The sequence below is a fragment of the Sphingomonas sp. MJ1 (PH-R8) genome, assembly GCF_048058635.1.
Classification (GTDB): domain Bacteria; phylum Pseudomonadota; class Alphaproteobacteria; order Sphingomonadales; family Sphingomonadaceae; genus Sphingomonas.
In genome coordinates, this window is record NZ_JBBEFX010000009.1 from 91,543 (window position 1) to 106,613 (window position 15,071).

The window sequence follows — 15,071 nt, forward strand, 5'->3', positions numbered from 1 at the left end:
CCGTCGCATGCCGTCTTTGTTTCTCTGCCATCACCGGCTCCATAACCGCCCGACCGCTAGCGACCCGGCGGAGATCAGCGCGAGCACGAGAGAGAGAGTGGGCTCAGTTGAGTAAGTAACTGCGGCGCATATCGCGAGGGCGGCAGGGTAAACCTGGTAATCACTTCCATTTCGGGGCCTTGATCCACGCATCAGTTTGTCGAGGTCAGAACCAGCGATGCTGACGGGAATGGTCCCGGTCCGGGCCAGCTTCTCGAGCTGACTAATCATGGCGGGGGCCGATAGCGTGGCGCGCCCTAGAGCCCCGAACAACTTGCCGCCCTCGGCCCGTAGCCGTGCCGGGCTGATCCGCTCACGAAGCAACTCCTTGGCAAGGGGGGCAAGCTGAGAGGCGATATCGTACGATGGGTCGATTCGTCGTACGAATCCTTCGGCGGTAAGCAGTGTGCGGAGAACGAGCGCGAGGTCAGGCGGAAGTGCAAGTTGGAATTCGCGGAGAAGGGCAAACACCCGCTGAAATACCTCGGACAAGTCGATCTGGCCGAGTACGATGTCGCGGAAGCGGTCGATGAGCGCAGCGAGAGCTAGTTCCAGCCGGTCGCGATCCACCTCGGGGTCGCCGGCCCAGAGCATCAAGACGTCGGCGACGCCTGCGACGTCCTCGGTCGCAATCGCAAGACCGAGCCGGACTAGTTCGTCGCGCCGCTTGGGCAACAAGGTCCCGACCGAGCCGAAATCGATGAATCCGAGGCGATTGTTGGCGAGGAAAAACACGTTGCCCGGGTGCGGGTCGGCGTGGAATTGACCATTCATGATGATCATCCGCAGAACCGCTTGGGAGTAGGTGTTCGCCATTCCCTGCAGGTCGATCCCGCGCTCGCGCGCGTGATCCAGGGCGGAGGCGGGTGATCCGTATAATCGCTCCTGCACATTGACGCGGCGGCCGGTTAGCTCCCATTCGAACTTCGCGGTCCGGACGCCCAGACCGGCCAGAAAGGCGCCGATCGCCTCGCTGTTTCGTGCCTCGGCGCTCAGGTCCATCTCATGGTCAAGATTTTCGGCGAAATGGCGAAGCATCTCGTCAGGCTTCAATCGCCTGATTTCCGGAACGCTTCGCTCAGCCATTCGGGCGAGCCGCCGCAAGAGTCGTAGGTCAACATCGACGATCCGCTCAATCCCTGGCCGCCGAACTTTTACGATCACCTCACGGCCGTCGAGCAACGTCGCCGCGTGGACCTGCGCAATGGAGGCGGCGGCTAGCGCCTCCTCGTCGAAGCGGGCGAAGCAGGACTCGATCGAGCCGCCAATGGCCTCCTCGATCATCGGCCGCACGATTTCGAACGGAAGTGCTGGAACGCGATCCTGAAGCGTAGTGAGCGCTTCGATCCATTCGGGATCCAGCAGATCGCTTCGCATGGCCAGGATCTGACCGAATTTGATCGCTACCGGACCGATATCGCGGAGAAGTCCAACAACCGCCTCAGGGCGCGCGCTGCCGAGTGGCGCCTTCTGGCCTTCGGTGAAACCGAACCGAGCAGCTACCGCCCTGAGACCGTGCTTCCCGAAGAGAGCGACCACCTGCGCGAGACGGTTGTGCTCGCGCAGTGCGTTCTCCGCGCCACGCCCCGCCTTATCCGACCGCGTCATCGTTCTCTCTCCGCGCGGGCCGATCCCGCCGCCAACCAGCGCGCAATCCACAGAGCGCCACCATATCTAGTCATTGGCCGGACCCTGCGCAGCATGGCAATCCGGGTTCTTCTGTCGCTCCAAGTGTCTGGTGGCTTGATTGACAACCGAGATTTCCACCGAATGGCCGCTTCGATCTCAGCGCGGCGGGTACTCTGCACCCCACTCAGAAGGTATAAGCGACGGACATAAAGCCGCTCGGCTGCCAACGACGCTTGTTCAATGGGCTGTCCGCAGCGTCGCTGAGCAGTCGGGTGACTCCGCCGGTCGCGCCAAGGCTCCAATGTGTATCGAGGCGGTAGCGGGCGGTGATGAGCCCCGATACGTCCTTGAAGCCGCTTCCGGCACGATAGAAAGGCAGGCCCGAGGCGATGGCTTCGCCCGCGTCGATCCCGAAATAGCGGTTCATATGCTTGCCGTTCGCCCAGCTCGTGCCGACCGTGGGGATGACTGTCATCCGGTCCGAAAGGGCAAGGGCGTAAGAAACGCTGGCATCCGCCACCACGCCCCGGGTGCCCCCGGCCACGGCCTTAGTGGCGCCGACGGTGAAAGAGAGCTGGTCGAACCTGAGGTTTGCGAAGAGCCGGCCGCCGGCAGTCGTCGAGACGCGCTGGACACCGTCGGGGACGTCTCGCCGTCTGTAGCCGCCTACCAGCGCCACGCTGGCTCCCGCCGTGAGGGGCCCGGTCTCGATGATGTTGACACCGATGCCATTCCGCAGGCTGACGAAGAACTGCCCGAACTGAGCGTCGATCACCGGCACCGGGAGAAAACGATAGTCATCGGAACCCTGATAATCGGGCACGACGCCGGCTCCGGCGCCGAGCGTTACATGGTCACGTGACTGGGCGCTGGCCGCTCCTGGAAGTGCCAGGGCGGCCAACAGCAAAGCCGACCGTGTCGGGTGAGCAATGCCCTTGAATGAAGTCATACACAGAATACTCGCATCAGTCCGAAATAGGACGCTTGGGTGCCGCAGCGTGCCCAACATGACCCGCTGAATTCTTCGCTCCGGCCGCCATCGAATTTGGGCGTGCGGCATCGGGGCGATCGCCGCCGGTGCCTTGCTCCGCCGCCCGATCGAGACGTTGATTCGGTGCAGGATATACTGGTCGAGCCGATCTCCTGGCGCAGATGCACGATCGGTTCCCTGGCACTCCGACCTGGTCCACCGGAGGGGTAGACATCAAATGGCAGGCGAAGCCCATAGCGGAGGCGGGCTCCGAAGGAACTTTGCCGCCAATCGCGGAGGGCTGGCAAGAGCCTGGGTGTGTTGGAAAAGTGATGAAGGCGGTACTCCGACCGGCGCAAAGGAATCTCGCGAGACCGTGTAGACATTTCGCGACTGGCTGTGGTTTTCCAAATCGGGTTCCTACCTGCGGAGTGAGCGCTCATTCCGCTCGAAGCATTGCATCAAGGTGAGCTTAAGAACAAGGCGCAACCTGGGAGATTCGACATATGGACCACCAGGTACGACAAGACGCCCCGCGGCAGAGGATCATCGAGGCAGCGCGCAAGCTGTTCGCCGCAAAGGGATTTCACGCGACGACGACAGCCGAACTCGCTACCGAAGCAGCGGTCAGCATCGGCCAGATCTATCGATTGTTCGAGAACAAGGATGACGTCATCATCGCCCTTGTCGAGGAGATTACGCGAGCCCGCATCGCCGAGATGGGTGGGGTCTTCGGCGCGGCCGAGCAGGGCAAGAAATCGGTATTCGAAGCAATCGGGGCCATTGCAAGCATCTCGATCATCAGGAGCGGCGGCGGTCTTTCGTTCGAAATTCTTGCGGAGGCCTGCCGCAACCCGCGCGTCGCAGAGCGACTGACGGCGCTTGTTGAATGCTACCGCAGTGGCGTTCACGGTCTGGTTGCGCTCACCCTACCCGAGGCAACGGCAGGTGAGCTGGAGGCCTATGTCGAGATCATGATGGCGTGCTTCTTTGGTCTTGGTCATCGCACGTTGATCGGGTCGGCGGGCGATGTAGATCAGATAAGCAACAAGACGGCATGCCTTTTGATGCGAGCCTTGGGTGGTCCGGCCCCGCCGCTCTGAACTCCAAACGGTGGCCCCGAACGGCTACAGCCCCCCCAAAAAAAGCCGCAAGTATGTCATCCGCGAAGGTCGGTGCCGCCGCGATCGGGCAGCGAACGCCCGTTTGCCTCGCGGTATCGATCTCGACCATTTCAAGCGGGTCAATGATGGCTTTGGCCACGACGCGGCGACGTCATCATTCAAAGCTTCTCAAACGCGCTCAAATTGGCGGTGCGCGCCAGCGACGTGGTCGCGCGGCTAGGGAGCGAGGAGTTCGCCGCCCTGCTGATCGGAGCCGACATCGAACAGGCGCACCGGGCATGCGACCGGGTGCGCCGCGAGTTCGGGACGGAACGCTTTTCGTTCGGAGATAAACACGTGCTACATGTCACAGTCAGTGCCGGCTCTCGGCCATCCGACCGTCGAAACGTGTCGCCTGAAATTTGCCGTTCGTTCAGCCTCGAGCGTGACTATGTCACTGGCTGACATAAGGACTTCCCTGCTCCTCACGCGCTTTGATGCCTAGCATTGGCTAGCCTGGTTGACAGGCCGTTGGCACTCGGAGCCAGGGACAGTACGGACGACACACGGAAGGTCCGAACAGCCTACAGCCAAACCCGTATCCGGTTCGAGCCTCAGCGCGGCGGAATACTGTGCGCCGAAGGGCGAATGGGGTCGGTCCATTAACCATTTCACCCGTACTGTTCACGGGTGTCCTGGTCCGCAATCATCTTTTCCAATCCTGCGCGGGAGGTGATGCGCGCGGCGGTGCTCGGCACGACCTACTTCCTCGCGGCATGCCTCGCAGTGCGCTACGCCCGCTTCGAAGGCGGCATCGCGTTGATCTGGATTGCCAATGCTATTCTGTTTGCGGACCTGCGATACAGGCCCGAACCCTCGTGGCTTGCCCGGTGCTTGGCCTGCGGTTTCGGCGGTGTCATCGCTACGTGGTTCTTCGGTCTCGGACCTGCGGCGGCGCTGCCGCTGGGGATCATCAACATCGTAGAAGCTCTTGGTTGTGCAGTGCTAATGCGGCGAGTCAGGCCCATGGCAGGCCACCTTTCCTCGCTCGCCGAAATCGGCACCCTTACTCTCGTCGCCGGTGTCATACTGCCTGCGGTGACCGCCTTCCCGGCAGCCGTTGTCGCCCACAATCTCGCAGGGGTGCCGTACTGGCCGAACTGGATGGGCTGGTTTGCCGGACATGCGCTCGGCACCCTAACCGTCGTGCCGTTTCTCAACCTAGCGCTGAATGGCGATGTCTCTGGCTGGGCGAAACAGGCGCGGCGGGCCGAGTGGCTCGAGGCCGGGTGCCTTCTTCTGGGGGTGGTGGCGATCTCCGCAGGCGTGTTCGCTCAGGAGCGCTTACCGCTTCTCTTCCTGCCCTTCGCGCCGATGATGCTGGCCGTGTTCAGGCTGGGCCGCCTGGGGGCGACAGCCTCGCTCCTATTGTTGACCATTGTCGGAACGGCACTGACTTTGGGCGGCGAAGGGCCGATCAACCTGATCCGTGGCGGCGCGGGGCTGAAGGTTCAGTTCTTCCAGTTCTACCTGGTCGTTGCAATGCTAATGGCATTGCCGGCCGCCGCCGAGTTGAAGCGGCGCAAAAAGCTCTATAACCGACTTCAGCAGAGCTCCGCGCTCTACAAGGTGATCGCGGATCGAACCGGCGACATCATCCTGGCCGTGAAGCTCGACGGTACCATCGAATATGCTTCGCCATCGCTGCGCACGATCGGCGGCTATGATCCGCGGGAGTGGCTGGGCCGCAAGGCCCTCGAGATCGTCTTTACAGAAGACGTCGGTCGCGTCGCGGATAAGCACGCCCAGGCGGTGGCCAACCCCGACCAGACCTTCATGGTGGAGTTTCGGGCGCCACGTGCCTCGGGCGATCTGGGCTGGTTTGAAACCCATGGTCGCGCAATCGTGGATGAAGAAGGGCGTGTCACAGGAACCGTCAACATCATCCGCGAGGTTTCGAGCCGTAAGGCGCGAGAGCTGGATTTGACACGCGCGGCCGACACGGACCCGCTTACGGGATTGGCGAACCGGCGATCGCTGCTGGCGGCATTCGAGAAGTCGGTGTCCGCCGCGATCGGGCAGGGAACGCCCGTTTGCCTCGCGGTATTCGATCTCGACCATTTCAAGCGGGTCAATGATGGCTTTGGCCACGACGCGGGCGACGTCGTCATTCAAAGCTTCTCAAACGCGCTGAAATTGGCGGTGCGCGCCAGCGACGTGGTCGCGCGGCTAGGGGGCGAGGAGTTCGCCGCCCTGCTGATCGGAGCCGACATCGAACAGGCGCACCGGGTATGCGACCGGGTGCGCCGCGAGTTCGGGACGGAACGCTTTTCGTTCGGAGATAAGCACGTGCTACATGTCACAGTCAGTGCCGGCCTCACTCAGATCAACGAGGGTCTTACACTCGACGACGTCATCAAGGCGGCAGATATGGCCCTCTATCGTGCCAAAGACGAAGGCCGCGACCGGTTGGCCATTGCCGTTTAATGGCGGCCAATTGTACGTGGTCACCTAGATTCGATCGCACGCCACCCAGCCCGTTACCGACCCAATTTCAGGCATTCAGGTGCGGTTCGCCGCTCTCCGGGAAGCTGCCGTTTGTTCATCTCGGCGATTAGCTGGCCCGCAAGAATTGCCTTCAGAGAACGCGGCTAACCCACCCGAGCCGCTGCTACAGAGCCGCGAGATGTCGAGTAAGTCAGGTAGCGTCTTCCCCTCCCGCGGCCGCTGCACCGTGAATGTCCCAGGGGCGGACTGCGACGAGTGCAGGCTCCCCCGGCTCCACTCGGCCTTGTCTGCGGGATGGCAGATAAACATCGCCCTGGCTTGGCGAGCTTCACCTCATCTAAGCGCCCTCAACTATCCTGCAGTCGATCGCGAAACGGGGGCTGACTGCGTGTCTCAGTCGGGAATTAGCGCCCATCCGCGAAGCTGAAGGGTGGCCAGTGTCGTTAGCGCGGACACGTCCACCTCGATGCCGCCGGCAACGTCGGCCGGATCGATCCGGTTGCTTACTAGAGCTTGGCTACATACTCGCACTGACACGCCCGCGGCACGCAGCGCCGCGACCAGGGTAAGGTTCGGATTGCCGGCTACCTTGTTCCGATCGGCATATCGGCTGTCAGAGAGGACGAGGGGCGTTGCAGGTCCGTGGATGATGACGACCACGTCGCCGGGCTTGGGGCGGACGCCGTCAGCACCCAGCAGATTGATGAACCGTGCGACCTTCTCCAAACTCGGGTTCAGCTGATCGGCCGCGGGCGCTGCCTTGGTGATGTTGAAAAGAACCCGGTAGCGGAGCGACCGGTCGGGTCGCTCCTTGGCATCCGGCATAGGCGTAATCGCACCGAACGCCTGAACCGCCGGATGGCGGGCATCAGCGGCCATGGCCGCACTCCCCAAGACTCCCACTGCCAGCGCGGCAATAACCAGCGACCTGAACATCGAGCATCACTCCTGAAATCAACCGATGCGCGCGAATACGGCAGCGCCGGAAGGACTGCCGACCCTCCGCCGAGGCGGGGTATCCGTGCGTGACGGGCGCTTCACAGGACGCGCGGCGCCAAATGCTGCGAACAGCGCACGGACACGCTCTTCTGCATCCTCATCGGCCATGCTGTAGTAGATCAGCCGGGCCTCTCGCCTGGTCGTCACCAAACCGGCTCGGCGCAACTCGGCAAGCTGCTGACTGAGCGCAGGCTGCCCGATACCCGTCGCTGCCTCGATCTCACCGACGGCGTGTTCCCCATCGAGTAGCGCGGCAAGCACCATGAGCCGCTGCGGCTGTGCAATCGCGCGCAGACGCTCGACCATTGCATCCGCCTGACCACGGTCGAGGATTTCGCTCATGTGTCCGGCCTTAACCGGTGAAACCAGTCAGCCGCACCATCTGTCGGCAATTCGGGCGGCAGCAGAATGTCGTCGCCCGGTTGCCAACCCGCAGGCGTCAGCACCTTGCCGTCCGCGACGCGCTGAAGTGCTTTCACAGTGCGCAGCATTTCATCGACCGAACGCCCGACGTTCATCGGATACCAGGTGGTTGCCCGGATCACGCCTTCGGGATCGATAAAGTAGGTGGCGCGGACGGCTGAGGAGTCGGTCGCGCTCGCATCGAGCATTCCATAGGCATGGCCGATCGCCATCGACGGATCTTCGACGACGGGGAAGGGCACCTCGACCCCCGATAGTTCCCGGATCGCACGCATCCAGGCGACGTGGCTGTAGAGGCTGTCCACCGAAAGACCGAGCAACGCACAGTCGATCTCCTCGAAGAGCGGTGCCGCTTCGGCAAGCGCAATGAACTCGCTTGTGCAAACCGGCGTGAAGTCCGCCGGGTGCGAGAAGAAGAGCAGCCAGCGGCCGCGATACTGATCGAGGCTCACATCCCCTTTTGTCGTGCGCGCCGAAAAGTTGGGCGCAGGGTCGCCGATGCGCAGTGGGCGTGAGGGAGTGTCGGTCTCATCCATGCTCGCAAACATGGCAGGCCGGCCCGGTTGACGCAAGATGATTACATACATATCTTAATTGTGAAGTTATGGAGTCGTATGTGTGATCGATCAGAACCTGCAAGCTGCCGCGTTACAGATCGGGTCAGCGCGCTCGACCGGTGCGATCCCAAGCGTCGCGTCCTTCTTCGATGAACCGACCAACAGCGTGAGCTACGTCGTCGCCGACCCGCAGACAGGTCGGGCGGCGATCATCGACAGCGTGCTTCACTACGATCCGGCCGCGGGCCGCACCGACACGGCTCCGGCAGAGGCGATCATTGCGCACGTCCGGGCGCAGAATCTGACGGTCGAGTGGCTGCTGGAAACACACGTTCATGCCGATCACCTGTCGGCGGCGCCCTTCCTTCAGCGCGAACTCGGCGGGCAGCTCGCAATCGGCCGCGCGATCACTCGCGTGCAGGACGTCTTCGGGAAGATGTTCAACTCGGGCACAGAGTTCGCCCGTGATGGCTCCGATTTCGATCGGCTCTTCGATGATGGCGACCGTTTCAGCATCGGCGACCTCGACGCCAGCGTGCTTCATGTTCCGGGTCATACGCCAGCGGATGTCGCCTTCATCATTGGTGATGCCGCCTTTGTCGGCGACACGCTGTTCATGCCGGACTACGGCACGGCCAGGGCCGATTTCCCGGGCGGTGACGTACGGGAGCTGTATCGATCGATCCGCCGCCTGCTGCGGCTACCCGGCGAAACACGGGTTTTCCTGTGCCACGACTACAAGGCCCCGGGTCGCGATACGTTCGTCTGGGAAACCACGATCGAGGCGCAGCGGACCGGCAATGTCCATGTCCGTGACGGCGTGGACGAAGATGCCTTTGCGGCCATGCGGACTGCCCGTGACGCTACGCTAGGTACGCCGCGGCTGATGCTTCCGGCCATTCAGGTCAACATGCGCGCCGGACGGCTTCCGGAGCCGGAGGCGAACGGCAAACGCTATCTGCGCATACCGCTGGATGCGCTGTGAGCTCTTGGTTCCCTCAAGCGATGCCGGTTCAAGGCCTCGCAGGTGGCCTGATGATCGGCCTGGCTGCGGCATTGATGCTGCTTGGAAACGGTCGGGTCGCCGGATGTAGCGGCCTGTTCGCCAGAGCGGTCGGCTTGTCGGCCGAGGGAGCGCCACGCGCTGTCGCGCTCGCTTTCGTGTTCGGCTTGCCGATCGGCGCAGGACTGATTGCTCTGCTCGGTCCTGTCGAGGTGCACGTCCCGTCGTCGCTTCCTCTGCTTGCCCTCGCCGGCGTGATCGTCGGCTTCGGCACGCGGCTCGGTTCAGGTTGCACGAGTGGACACGGGGTCGTGGGAATGGCGCGGCTCTCTCCTCGATCGATAGCCGCTACGGCCACCTTCATGGCGACGGGCATCGCGACCGTCACGCTGCTGCGGATCGCGGGATGGCCGTCATGACGCGGCAGGTGGTTGTCTCGCTGGCAAGTGGCATCCTGTTCGGAGCCGGGCTTGCCGTCTCCGGCATGGTCGATCCAGCGCGTGTGCGAGATTTCCTCGACGTGGGCGGGGCCTGGGACCCGACGCTCGCCTTCGTGATGGGCGGCGCGCTGATCCCGATGGTCTTGGCTTGGGCAGTCGTGCGGCGCCGCTCACGCCCCATCGTGGCAAGCGAGTTCCATTTGCCGGCGACGACGCCGATCGACGCACGTCTGATAGGGGGTGCGGCGCTGTTCGGCATTGGCTGGGGCCTGGCCGGCCTGTGTCCTGGCCCGGCCGTTGCCGCACTGGCGATCCGGCCCGGACCGGCACTCATCTTCTGCCTCGGCATGGCGGTCGGCTTCGGCCTGTTTCGCCTGCTGCCGGCATCACGAACCAAGAAGCAAGGAGAGCGACATGGCCTTCAAGCAGCTCGATGACGGCTTCGCCGTCTCGCCACAGCTCACCCTCGGCGATGTCGCACGCGCGGCACGGGAGGGTTATCGCGCGATCATCTCCAACCGCCCCGACGGGGAGGAAGCAGGGCAGCCAACGGCTGCCACGATCCGGGCCGAAGCCGAGCGGCACGGCCTGGCGTTCGCGCATATCCCGATCGAGTCCGGAAAAGCGACGGATGCGGATGCCGACGAGATGCGGCGGGCGCTCGACACATTGCCCGGGCCGGTCCTCGGGTTTTGCCGCAGCGGCGCACGCTCGACCACGTTGTGGGCGCTCGCCAACGCCGACCGCGCGGACCCCACCGCACTCATCTGGAAAGCCTCCGCGGCCCACGACATCGCCGCACTCGAGCCTGCGCTTCAGCGTCGCAGAAAAGCACGTACCATGACCTACGACGTCGTTATCGTTGGGGGCGGCGCGGCCGGCATCGCCACCGCTTCCAGCATCCTCAAGCGCAACTCCAAGGTGACGATCGCGATCGTCGACCCGGCCAAGGACCATTATTATCAACCCGGCTGGACGTTGGTGGGGGCAGGCGTCTTCACACCGGAGCAGACCCGCAAGGACGAAGCCGAGGTCATGCCCAGCGGCGTCGAGTGGATGCGCATGCCCGCAGTTGGCTTCGATCCAGACCGCAACGCAGTCGAACTCGAGGACGGTCGCACGCTCACCTACCGCGTCCTCGTCGTCGCGCCCGGCCTGCGGCTCGCTTGGGAAAAGATCGAAGGTCTGACACAGGCGCTTGGACGCAATGGCGTAACGTCGAACTATCGCTACGACCTGGCACCTTACACCTACCAACTCGTCGAGGGGCTGAAGAAGGGACGGGCGCTGTTCTCGCAGCCGCCCATGCCCATCAAGTGCGCGGGCGCGCCGCAGAAGGCCATGTACCTGTCGTGCGATATCTGGCGCGAGGCGGGTGTGCTGCCGGCGATCGATGTCGAGTTCCACAATGCGGGTGCCGTCCTGTTCGGGGTCGCGACCTACGTTCCCGCTCTGATGGAGTATGTTCAGAAGTACGGGATCGACCTGCGGCTCGAGTCCAACCTGGTTGCCGTCGATGGCGATCGGAAAGTCGCAACTTTCGAGCGCAAAAAGGATGGCGCGGCCGAGCGGATCGAGCGCGAGTTCGATATGCTCCACGTTGTGCCGCCGCAGGTGTCGCATGATGTGGTGGCCAAAAGCTCGCTCGCCGCTGCCACCGGCTTCGTCGAAGTCGACGAGGCGACGTTGCGCCACAAGCGCTATGAGAATGTCTTCGGTTTGGGCGACGCGGCCGGCACCAGCAATGCCAAGACGGCTGCGGCCGCTCGCAAGCAGGCTCCCGTGGTTGCGGTCAACGTTCTGGCGGCGCTCGACGGCAAGCCGCCGGTCGCCGATTACGACGGCTATGGCTCGTGCCCGCTGACCGTCGAGCGGGGCAAGATCGTGCTCGCCGAGTTCGGCTACGGCGGCAAGCTGCTGCCGAGCTTCCCGCCCTGGCTGCTCGATGGCACACGTCCGAGCAAAGCCGCCTGGTTCCTGAAGGAGCGGATGCTACCGCCGATCTACTGGCAGGGCATGTTGAAGGGGCGTGAGTGGATGGCCGCTCCCCATAGGATCGGTGAACCGGCATGATCCTCGAGCCGATCCAATATCTGCTCGGCGCCTTGTCGGGCGTGCTGGTCGGCTTCACCCTTGGACTGGTCGGCGGGGGCGGGTCGATCCTCGCCGTCCCGCTCATGGTCTATCTCGTAAAGGTGCCGGACGCTCACCTGGCGATCGGCACAAGCGCCTTTGCCGTCGCTGCGAACGCCGCAACCGGACTGATCGGTCATGCGAAGGCCCATACGGTCAAATGGCGGTGCGGCGGTATGTACGCAACCGCAGGGATCGTTGGAGCCCTGCTCGGATCGACAGCGGGAAAGGCGGTAGACGGGGCCAAACTTCTCTTCCTATTCGCCCTCGTGATGATCGTCGTCGGTGTCGTGATGCTCAAAGGACGCAAAAACGTCGGCAATCCCGGCGCAGAGTGTAATCGCGAGAAGGCACCCAAGGTGCTGGGCTATGGCCTTGGCACTGGACTCTTCTCGGGGTTTTTCGGGATTGGTGGCGGCTTCCTGATCGTGCCGGGGCTGATCGGATCGACCGGCATGCCGATCCTCAATGCGGTCGGCACCTCACTGATCGCCGTGACCGCCTTTGGCCTGACGACGGCAGCCAATTATGCCTTCTCCGGATTGGTCGATTGGCCGCTCGCGTTCGTATTCATCGGAGGTGGCGTCATCGGCGGCCTTGTCGGCACGCGGATCGCAAAGCGGCTGGGTACGGGTGGCAAGCTCACCACGGTTTTTGCCTTCCTGATCTTCGTGGTCGCCGCCTACATGCTCTGGAAGAGCGCACAGGCGCTGTGAGGACTGGCCATGTTAGAAAATCTCGACCCGGTGCTACTCGCGCGGATCCAGTTTGGCTTCACCGTCAGCTTCCATTTCATCTTTCCGGCATTCTCGATCGGGCTCGCGAGCTATCTGGCTGTGCTGGAGGGGTTGTGGCTGAAAACCGGACGCGACATCTACATCAACCTGTTCCGCTACTGGGTGAAGATCTTCGCGGTCGCCTTCGCCATGGGCGTCGTGTCCGGCATCGTGATGTCCTACCAGTTCGGAACCAACTGGTCGGTTTTCTCGACCCGCGCCGGGCCAGTCGTCGGCCCGCTGATGGCATATGAGGTCCTGACCGCCTTCTTCCTTGAGGCCGGCTTTCTGGGAGTGATGCTGTTCGGCATGCAGAAGGTCGGGCGCGGTCTGCATTTCGCCGCGACGTGCATGGTGGCGCTCGGCACCTTCATCTCGGCGTTCTGGATCCTCAGCGTCAACAGCTGGATGCAAACGCCGACCGGTTTCACGATCGACGCTGCCGGCCGCTTCCTTCCATCGGGGTCGTGGCTGGAGATCATCTTCAACCCGAGCTTTCCCTATCGCCTCGTCCACACGGTCATCGCCGCTTACCTGACGACGTCGCTGGTCGTCGGCGGGGTGGGCGCTTGGCACCTCCTCCGCGACCGCACCGACGTTCATGCCCGCAAGATGTTCTCAATGGCGATGTGGATGGCGGCCATCGTCGCGCCGATTCAGATCTTCGCGGGAGACATGCAGGGCCTCAACACGCTGGAGCATCAGCCCGCCAAGGTGATGGCGATGGAGGGCCATTACGAGAGCCACCCTGATGGCGCCCCGCTGATCCTGTTCGGCATTCCGAACCCTGACAAGAAGCGGATCGACTATGCGGTCGAGATCCCGAAAGCCTCCTCGCTGATCCTCAAGCATAACCCTGATGCACCGCTCGCCGGGCTCGACACGATACCCGATGATCGCGAGCCGCCGGTCGTGGTGGTATTCTGGTCGTTTCGGGTCATGGTCGGGCTAGGCTTCGCCATGCTGGGGCTCGGTTTGTGGAGTCTCCTCGCGCGCTTGCGCGGCAAGCTCTACGAGTGGCCTTGGCTGCACAGGGCTGCAATCGTCATGGGGCCGACCGGCTTCATCGCGGTCATTGCGGGCTGGATCACCACCGAGGTCGGCAGGCAGCCCTACACGGTCTATGGACATCTCCTGACCGCGCAGTCCCATTCGCCGCTTGCGGCGCCCGCCGTCGCCGCCTCGCTGGTCGCCTTCGTACTGGTCTATTTCGCCGTGTTTGGCGCTGGGACCTGGTACATCCTGCATCTGATGCGGCACGCAGCTCGGCCGCAAGAACCCGAGCCTGACGCAACGCCGGTCCGCACAGCCGGTATCACTCCGGCCCCCGCGCTCGGCGTGGGCGCGAAGGACTGAGCGCAATGGCTATCAACTTCGATCTCACCACCGTCTGGGCGTTCATCATCGCCTTCGCGGTCTTCATGTATGTCGTAATGGACGGGTTCGATCTCGGCATCGGCATCCTGTTCCCGTCCTTCAAGGTCGGGGAGGAGCGCGATCAGGCGATGAACTCGATCGCACCGGTGTGGGACGGCAACGAAACCTGGCTGGTCCTGGGCGGCGGCGGCCTCTTCGCGGCCTTTCCCCTCGCTTATGGCGTGATCCTGACGGCAACCTATCCGCTCATCATCGCCATGCTGCTCGGGTTGGTCTTTCGCGGAGTCGCGTTCGAGTTTCGCTGGCGTGACCCTCGCCATCGCCCCGTCTGGGACGCGGCGTTCAGCTTGGGCTCTTTTCTCGCTGCATTCGCGCAGGGGGTCATCCTTGGTGCGATTCTGCAGGGCGTTCGCGTCGAAAACCAGGCTTATGCCGGGGGCTGGCTCGACTGGCTTAGCCCCTTTTCCCTGCTGACCGGCGCCGGCGTCGTCGTCGGCTACGCGCTGCTCGGCGCGACATGGCTGGTCTGGAAGGTTGAGGGAACGGCCGAAGCGCACGCGCGTCGTCTGGCTCTCTTCGCCGGCATCGGAACACTGATCGCCATGGCGGCCGTGAGCGCTGCGACACCTTTCCTTCAGTTCGAATATTGGAAGCGGTGGTTCGACATGCCCGGTGTGCTGGCGACTGCGCAGGTGCCGTTGGTGACGGCGATCGTCTCCTTCTTCTTCTTCAAGCTGTTACGTGGTGGTGCGACCCTCGCTCCCTTCCTGCTGTCACTCCTGCTTTTTGCGCTTGGTTTTGCCGGACTCGGGATCAGCCTGTTCCCCTATATCGTGCCTGACAGCCTTACGATCTGGGACGCGGCCGCACCCGAGAAGAGCCAGATCTTCATGCTCGTCGGCACGGCCGTCATCATGCCGATCATCCTGGCCTACACCGCCTGGGCCTATTGGGTCTTCCGCGGGAAGGTCGGAACGCACGGGTATCACTGATGAGGGACTCCGCCCCCTTATGGAAGCGGCTCGGCTGGTTGGTGCTGATCTGGGCCGCCAGCGTCACCGCGCTTGGTGTCGTCGCGGGCGCGCTCCGCTGGTGGCTCAAACCCTGATGGGCA

The 15,071-nt window shown here is 63.3% G+C and carries 16 protein-coding genes; 11 read left to right on the forward strand and 5 right to left on the reverse strand.

Going from position 1 to position 15,071, the window contains the following annotated elements; translation table 11 throughout:
* Positions 1-30: 30 nt before the first annotated feature.
* Positions 31-1,647, reverse strand: coding sequence for an ABC1 kinase family protein (locus tag VPH46_RS09660; RefSeq protein WP_416610788.1), 1,617 nt, complete (start codon positions 1,645-1,647; stop codon positions 31-33).
* Between the two features lie 205 nt (positions 1,648-1,852).
* A complete protein-coding gene (locus tag VPH46_RS09665; RefSeq protein WP_416610790.1) occupies positions 1,853-2,617 on the reverse strand; it encodes a MipA/OmpV family protein in 765 nt (254 codons plus the stop codon).
* 527 nt (positions 2,618-3,144) lie between these two features.
* On the opposite strand from VPH46_RS09665, the gene VPH46_RS09670 reads away from it, so the two are divergent.
* The 3 genes from VPH46_RS09670 to VPH46_RS09680 all read left to right on the forward strand — a co-directional run bounded on the left by VPH46_RS09670 (position 3,145) and on the right by VPH46_RS09680 (position 6,228).
* Entirely contained in the window at positions 3,145-3,741 is a 597-nt protein-coding gene (locus VPH46_RS09670; protein WP_416610791.1) for a TetR/AcrR family transcriptional regulator, read from the forward strand.
* 174 nt (positions 3,742-3,915) lie between these two features.
* Complete coding sequence (locus VPH46_RS09675) at positions 3,916-4,206, forward strand: diguanylate cyclase (protein ID WP_416610847.1); 291 nt, start codon at positions 3,916-3,918, stop codon at positions 4,204-4,206.
* A gap of 282 nt (positions 4,207-4,488) precedes the next feature.
* On the forward strand, positions 4,489-6,228 hold the full coding sequence (locus VPH46_RS09680) for a diguanylate cyclase (RefSeq protein ID WP_416610793.1): 1,740 nt from the start codon (positions 4,489-4,491) through the stop codon (positions 6,226-6,228).
* A 414-nt stretch (positions 6,229-6,642) separates the two neighbouring features.
* Here the strand turns inward: VPH46_RS09680 and VPH46_RS09685 are convergent, their stop codons facing one another.
* Genes VPH46_RS09685 through VPH46_RS09695 form a run of 3 tightly spaced genes read right to left on the reverse strand, consistent with a single transcriptional unit; the run spans position 6,643 to position 8,207 of the window.
* The gene (locus VPH46_RS09685; protein ID WP_416610795.1) at positions 6,643-7,185 is read right to left on the reverse strand and encodes a DsrE family protein; all 543 of its coding nucleotides are present in this window, start codon (positions 7,183-7,185) and stop codon (positions 6,643-6,645) included.
* An 18-nt stretch (positions 7,186-7,203) separates the two neighbouring features.
* Complete coding sequence (locus VPH46_RS09690) at positions 7,204-7,590, reverse strand: ArsR/SmtB family transcription factor (protein ID WP_416610797.1); 387 nt, start codon at positions 7,588-7,590, stop codon at positions 7,204-7,206.
* The gene (locus tag VPH46_RS09695) at positions 7,587-8,207 is read right to left on the reverse strand and encodes a peroxiredoxin (protein ID WP_416610799.1); all 621 of its coding nucleotides are present in this window, start codon (positions 8,205-8,207) and stop codon (positions 7,587-7,589) included. Before VPH46_RS09695 ends, VPH46_RS09690 begins: the two co-directional genes overlap by 4 nt.
* Positions 8,208-8,289: 82 nt before the next feature.
* Here VPH46_RS09695 and VPH46_RS09700 point away from each other — a divergent pair, with 82 nt between their 5' ends.
* Genes VPH46_RS09700 through VPH46_RS09735 form a run of 8 tightly spaced genes read left to right on the forward strand, consistent with a single transcriptional unit; the run spans position 8,290 to position 15,065 of the window.
* Positions 8,290-9,213: an MBL fold metallo-hydrolase gene (locus VPH46_RS09700; RefSeq protein ID WP_416610801.1), complete on the forward strand. Its 924-nt coding sequence runs from the start codon at positions 8,290-8,292 to the stop codon at positions 9,211-9,213.
* Positions 9,214-9,263: 50 nt separating this feature from the next.
* Entirely contained in the window at positions 9,264-9,650 is a 387-nt protein-coding gene (locus VPH46_RS09705) for a YeeE/YedE family protein (RefSeq protein ID WP_416610803.1), read from the forward strand.
* Complete coding sequence (locus tag VPH46_RS09710) at positions 9,638-10,108, forward strand: DUF6691 family protein (RefSeq protein ID WP_416610805.1); 471 nt, start codon at positions 9,638-9,640, stop codon at positions 10,106-10,108. Before VPH46_RS09705 ends, VPH46_RS09710 begins: the two co-directional genes overlap by 13 nt.
* Entirely contained in the window at positions 10,086-11,744 is a 1,659-nt protein-coding gene (locus tag VPH46_RS09715) for a TIGR01244 family sulfur transferase (protein ID WP_416610807.1), read from the forward strand. The genes VPH46_RS09710 and VPH46_RS09715 overlap by 23 nt, the downstream gene beginning before the upstream one ends.
* Entirely contained in the window at positions 11,741-12,520 is a 780-nt protein-coding gene (locus tag VPH46_RS09720; protein WP_416610809.1) for a sulfite exporter TauE/SafE family protein, read from the forward strand. The genes VPH46_RS09715 and VPH46_RS09720 overlap by 4 nt, the downstream gene beginning before the upstream one ends.
* 9 nt (positions 12,521-12,529) lie before the next feature.
* Positions 12,530-13,936 (forward strand): cytochrome ubiquinol oxidase subunit I, encoded by a 1,407-nt coding sequence (locus tag VPH46_RS09725; protein ID WP_416610811.1) that lies wholly within the window; start codon positions 12,530-12,532, stop codon positions 13,934-13,936.
* A 5-nt stretch (positions 13,937-13,941) separates the two neighbouring features.
* Positions 13,942-14,949, forward strand: a complete 1,008-nt coding sequence (cydB, locus tag VPH46_RS09730; protein ID WP_416610812.1) for a cytochrome d ubiquinol oxidase subunit II — start codon at positions 13,942-13,944, stop codon at positions 14,947-14,949.
* Positions 14,949-15,065 carry a DUF2474 domain-containing protein gene (locus VPH46_RS09735; protein WP_416610813.1) on the forward strand — a complete coding sequence of 39 codons (117 nt, stop codon included), beginning with the start codon at positions 14,949-14,951 and terminating at the stop codon, positions 15,063-15,065. Before cydB ends, VPH46_RS09735 begins: the two co-directional genes overlap by 1 nt.
* Positions 15,066-15,071 lie beyond the last annotated feature (6 nt).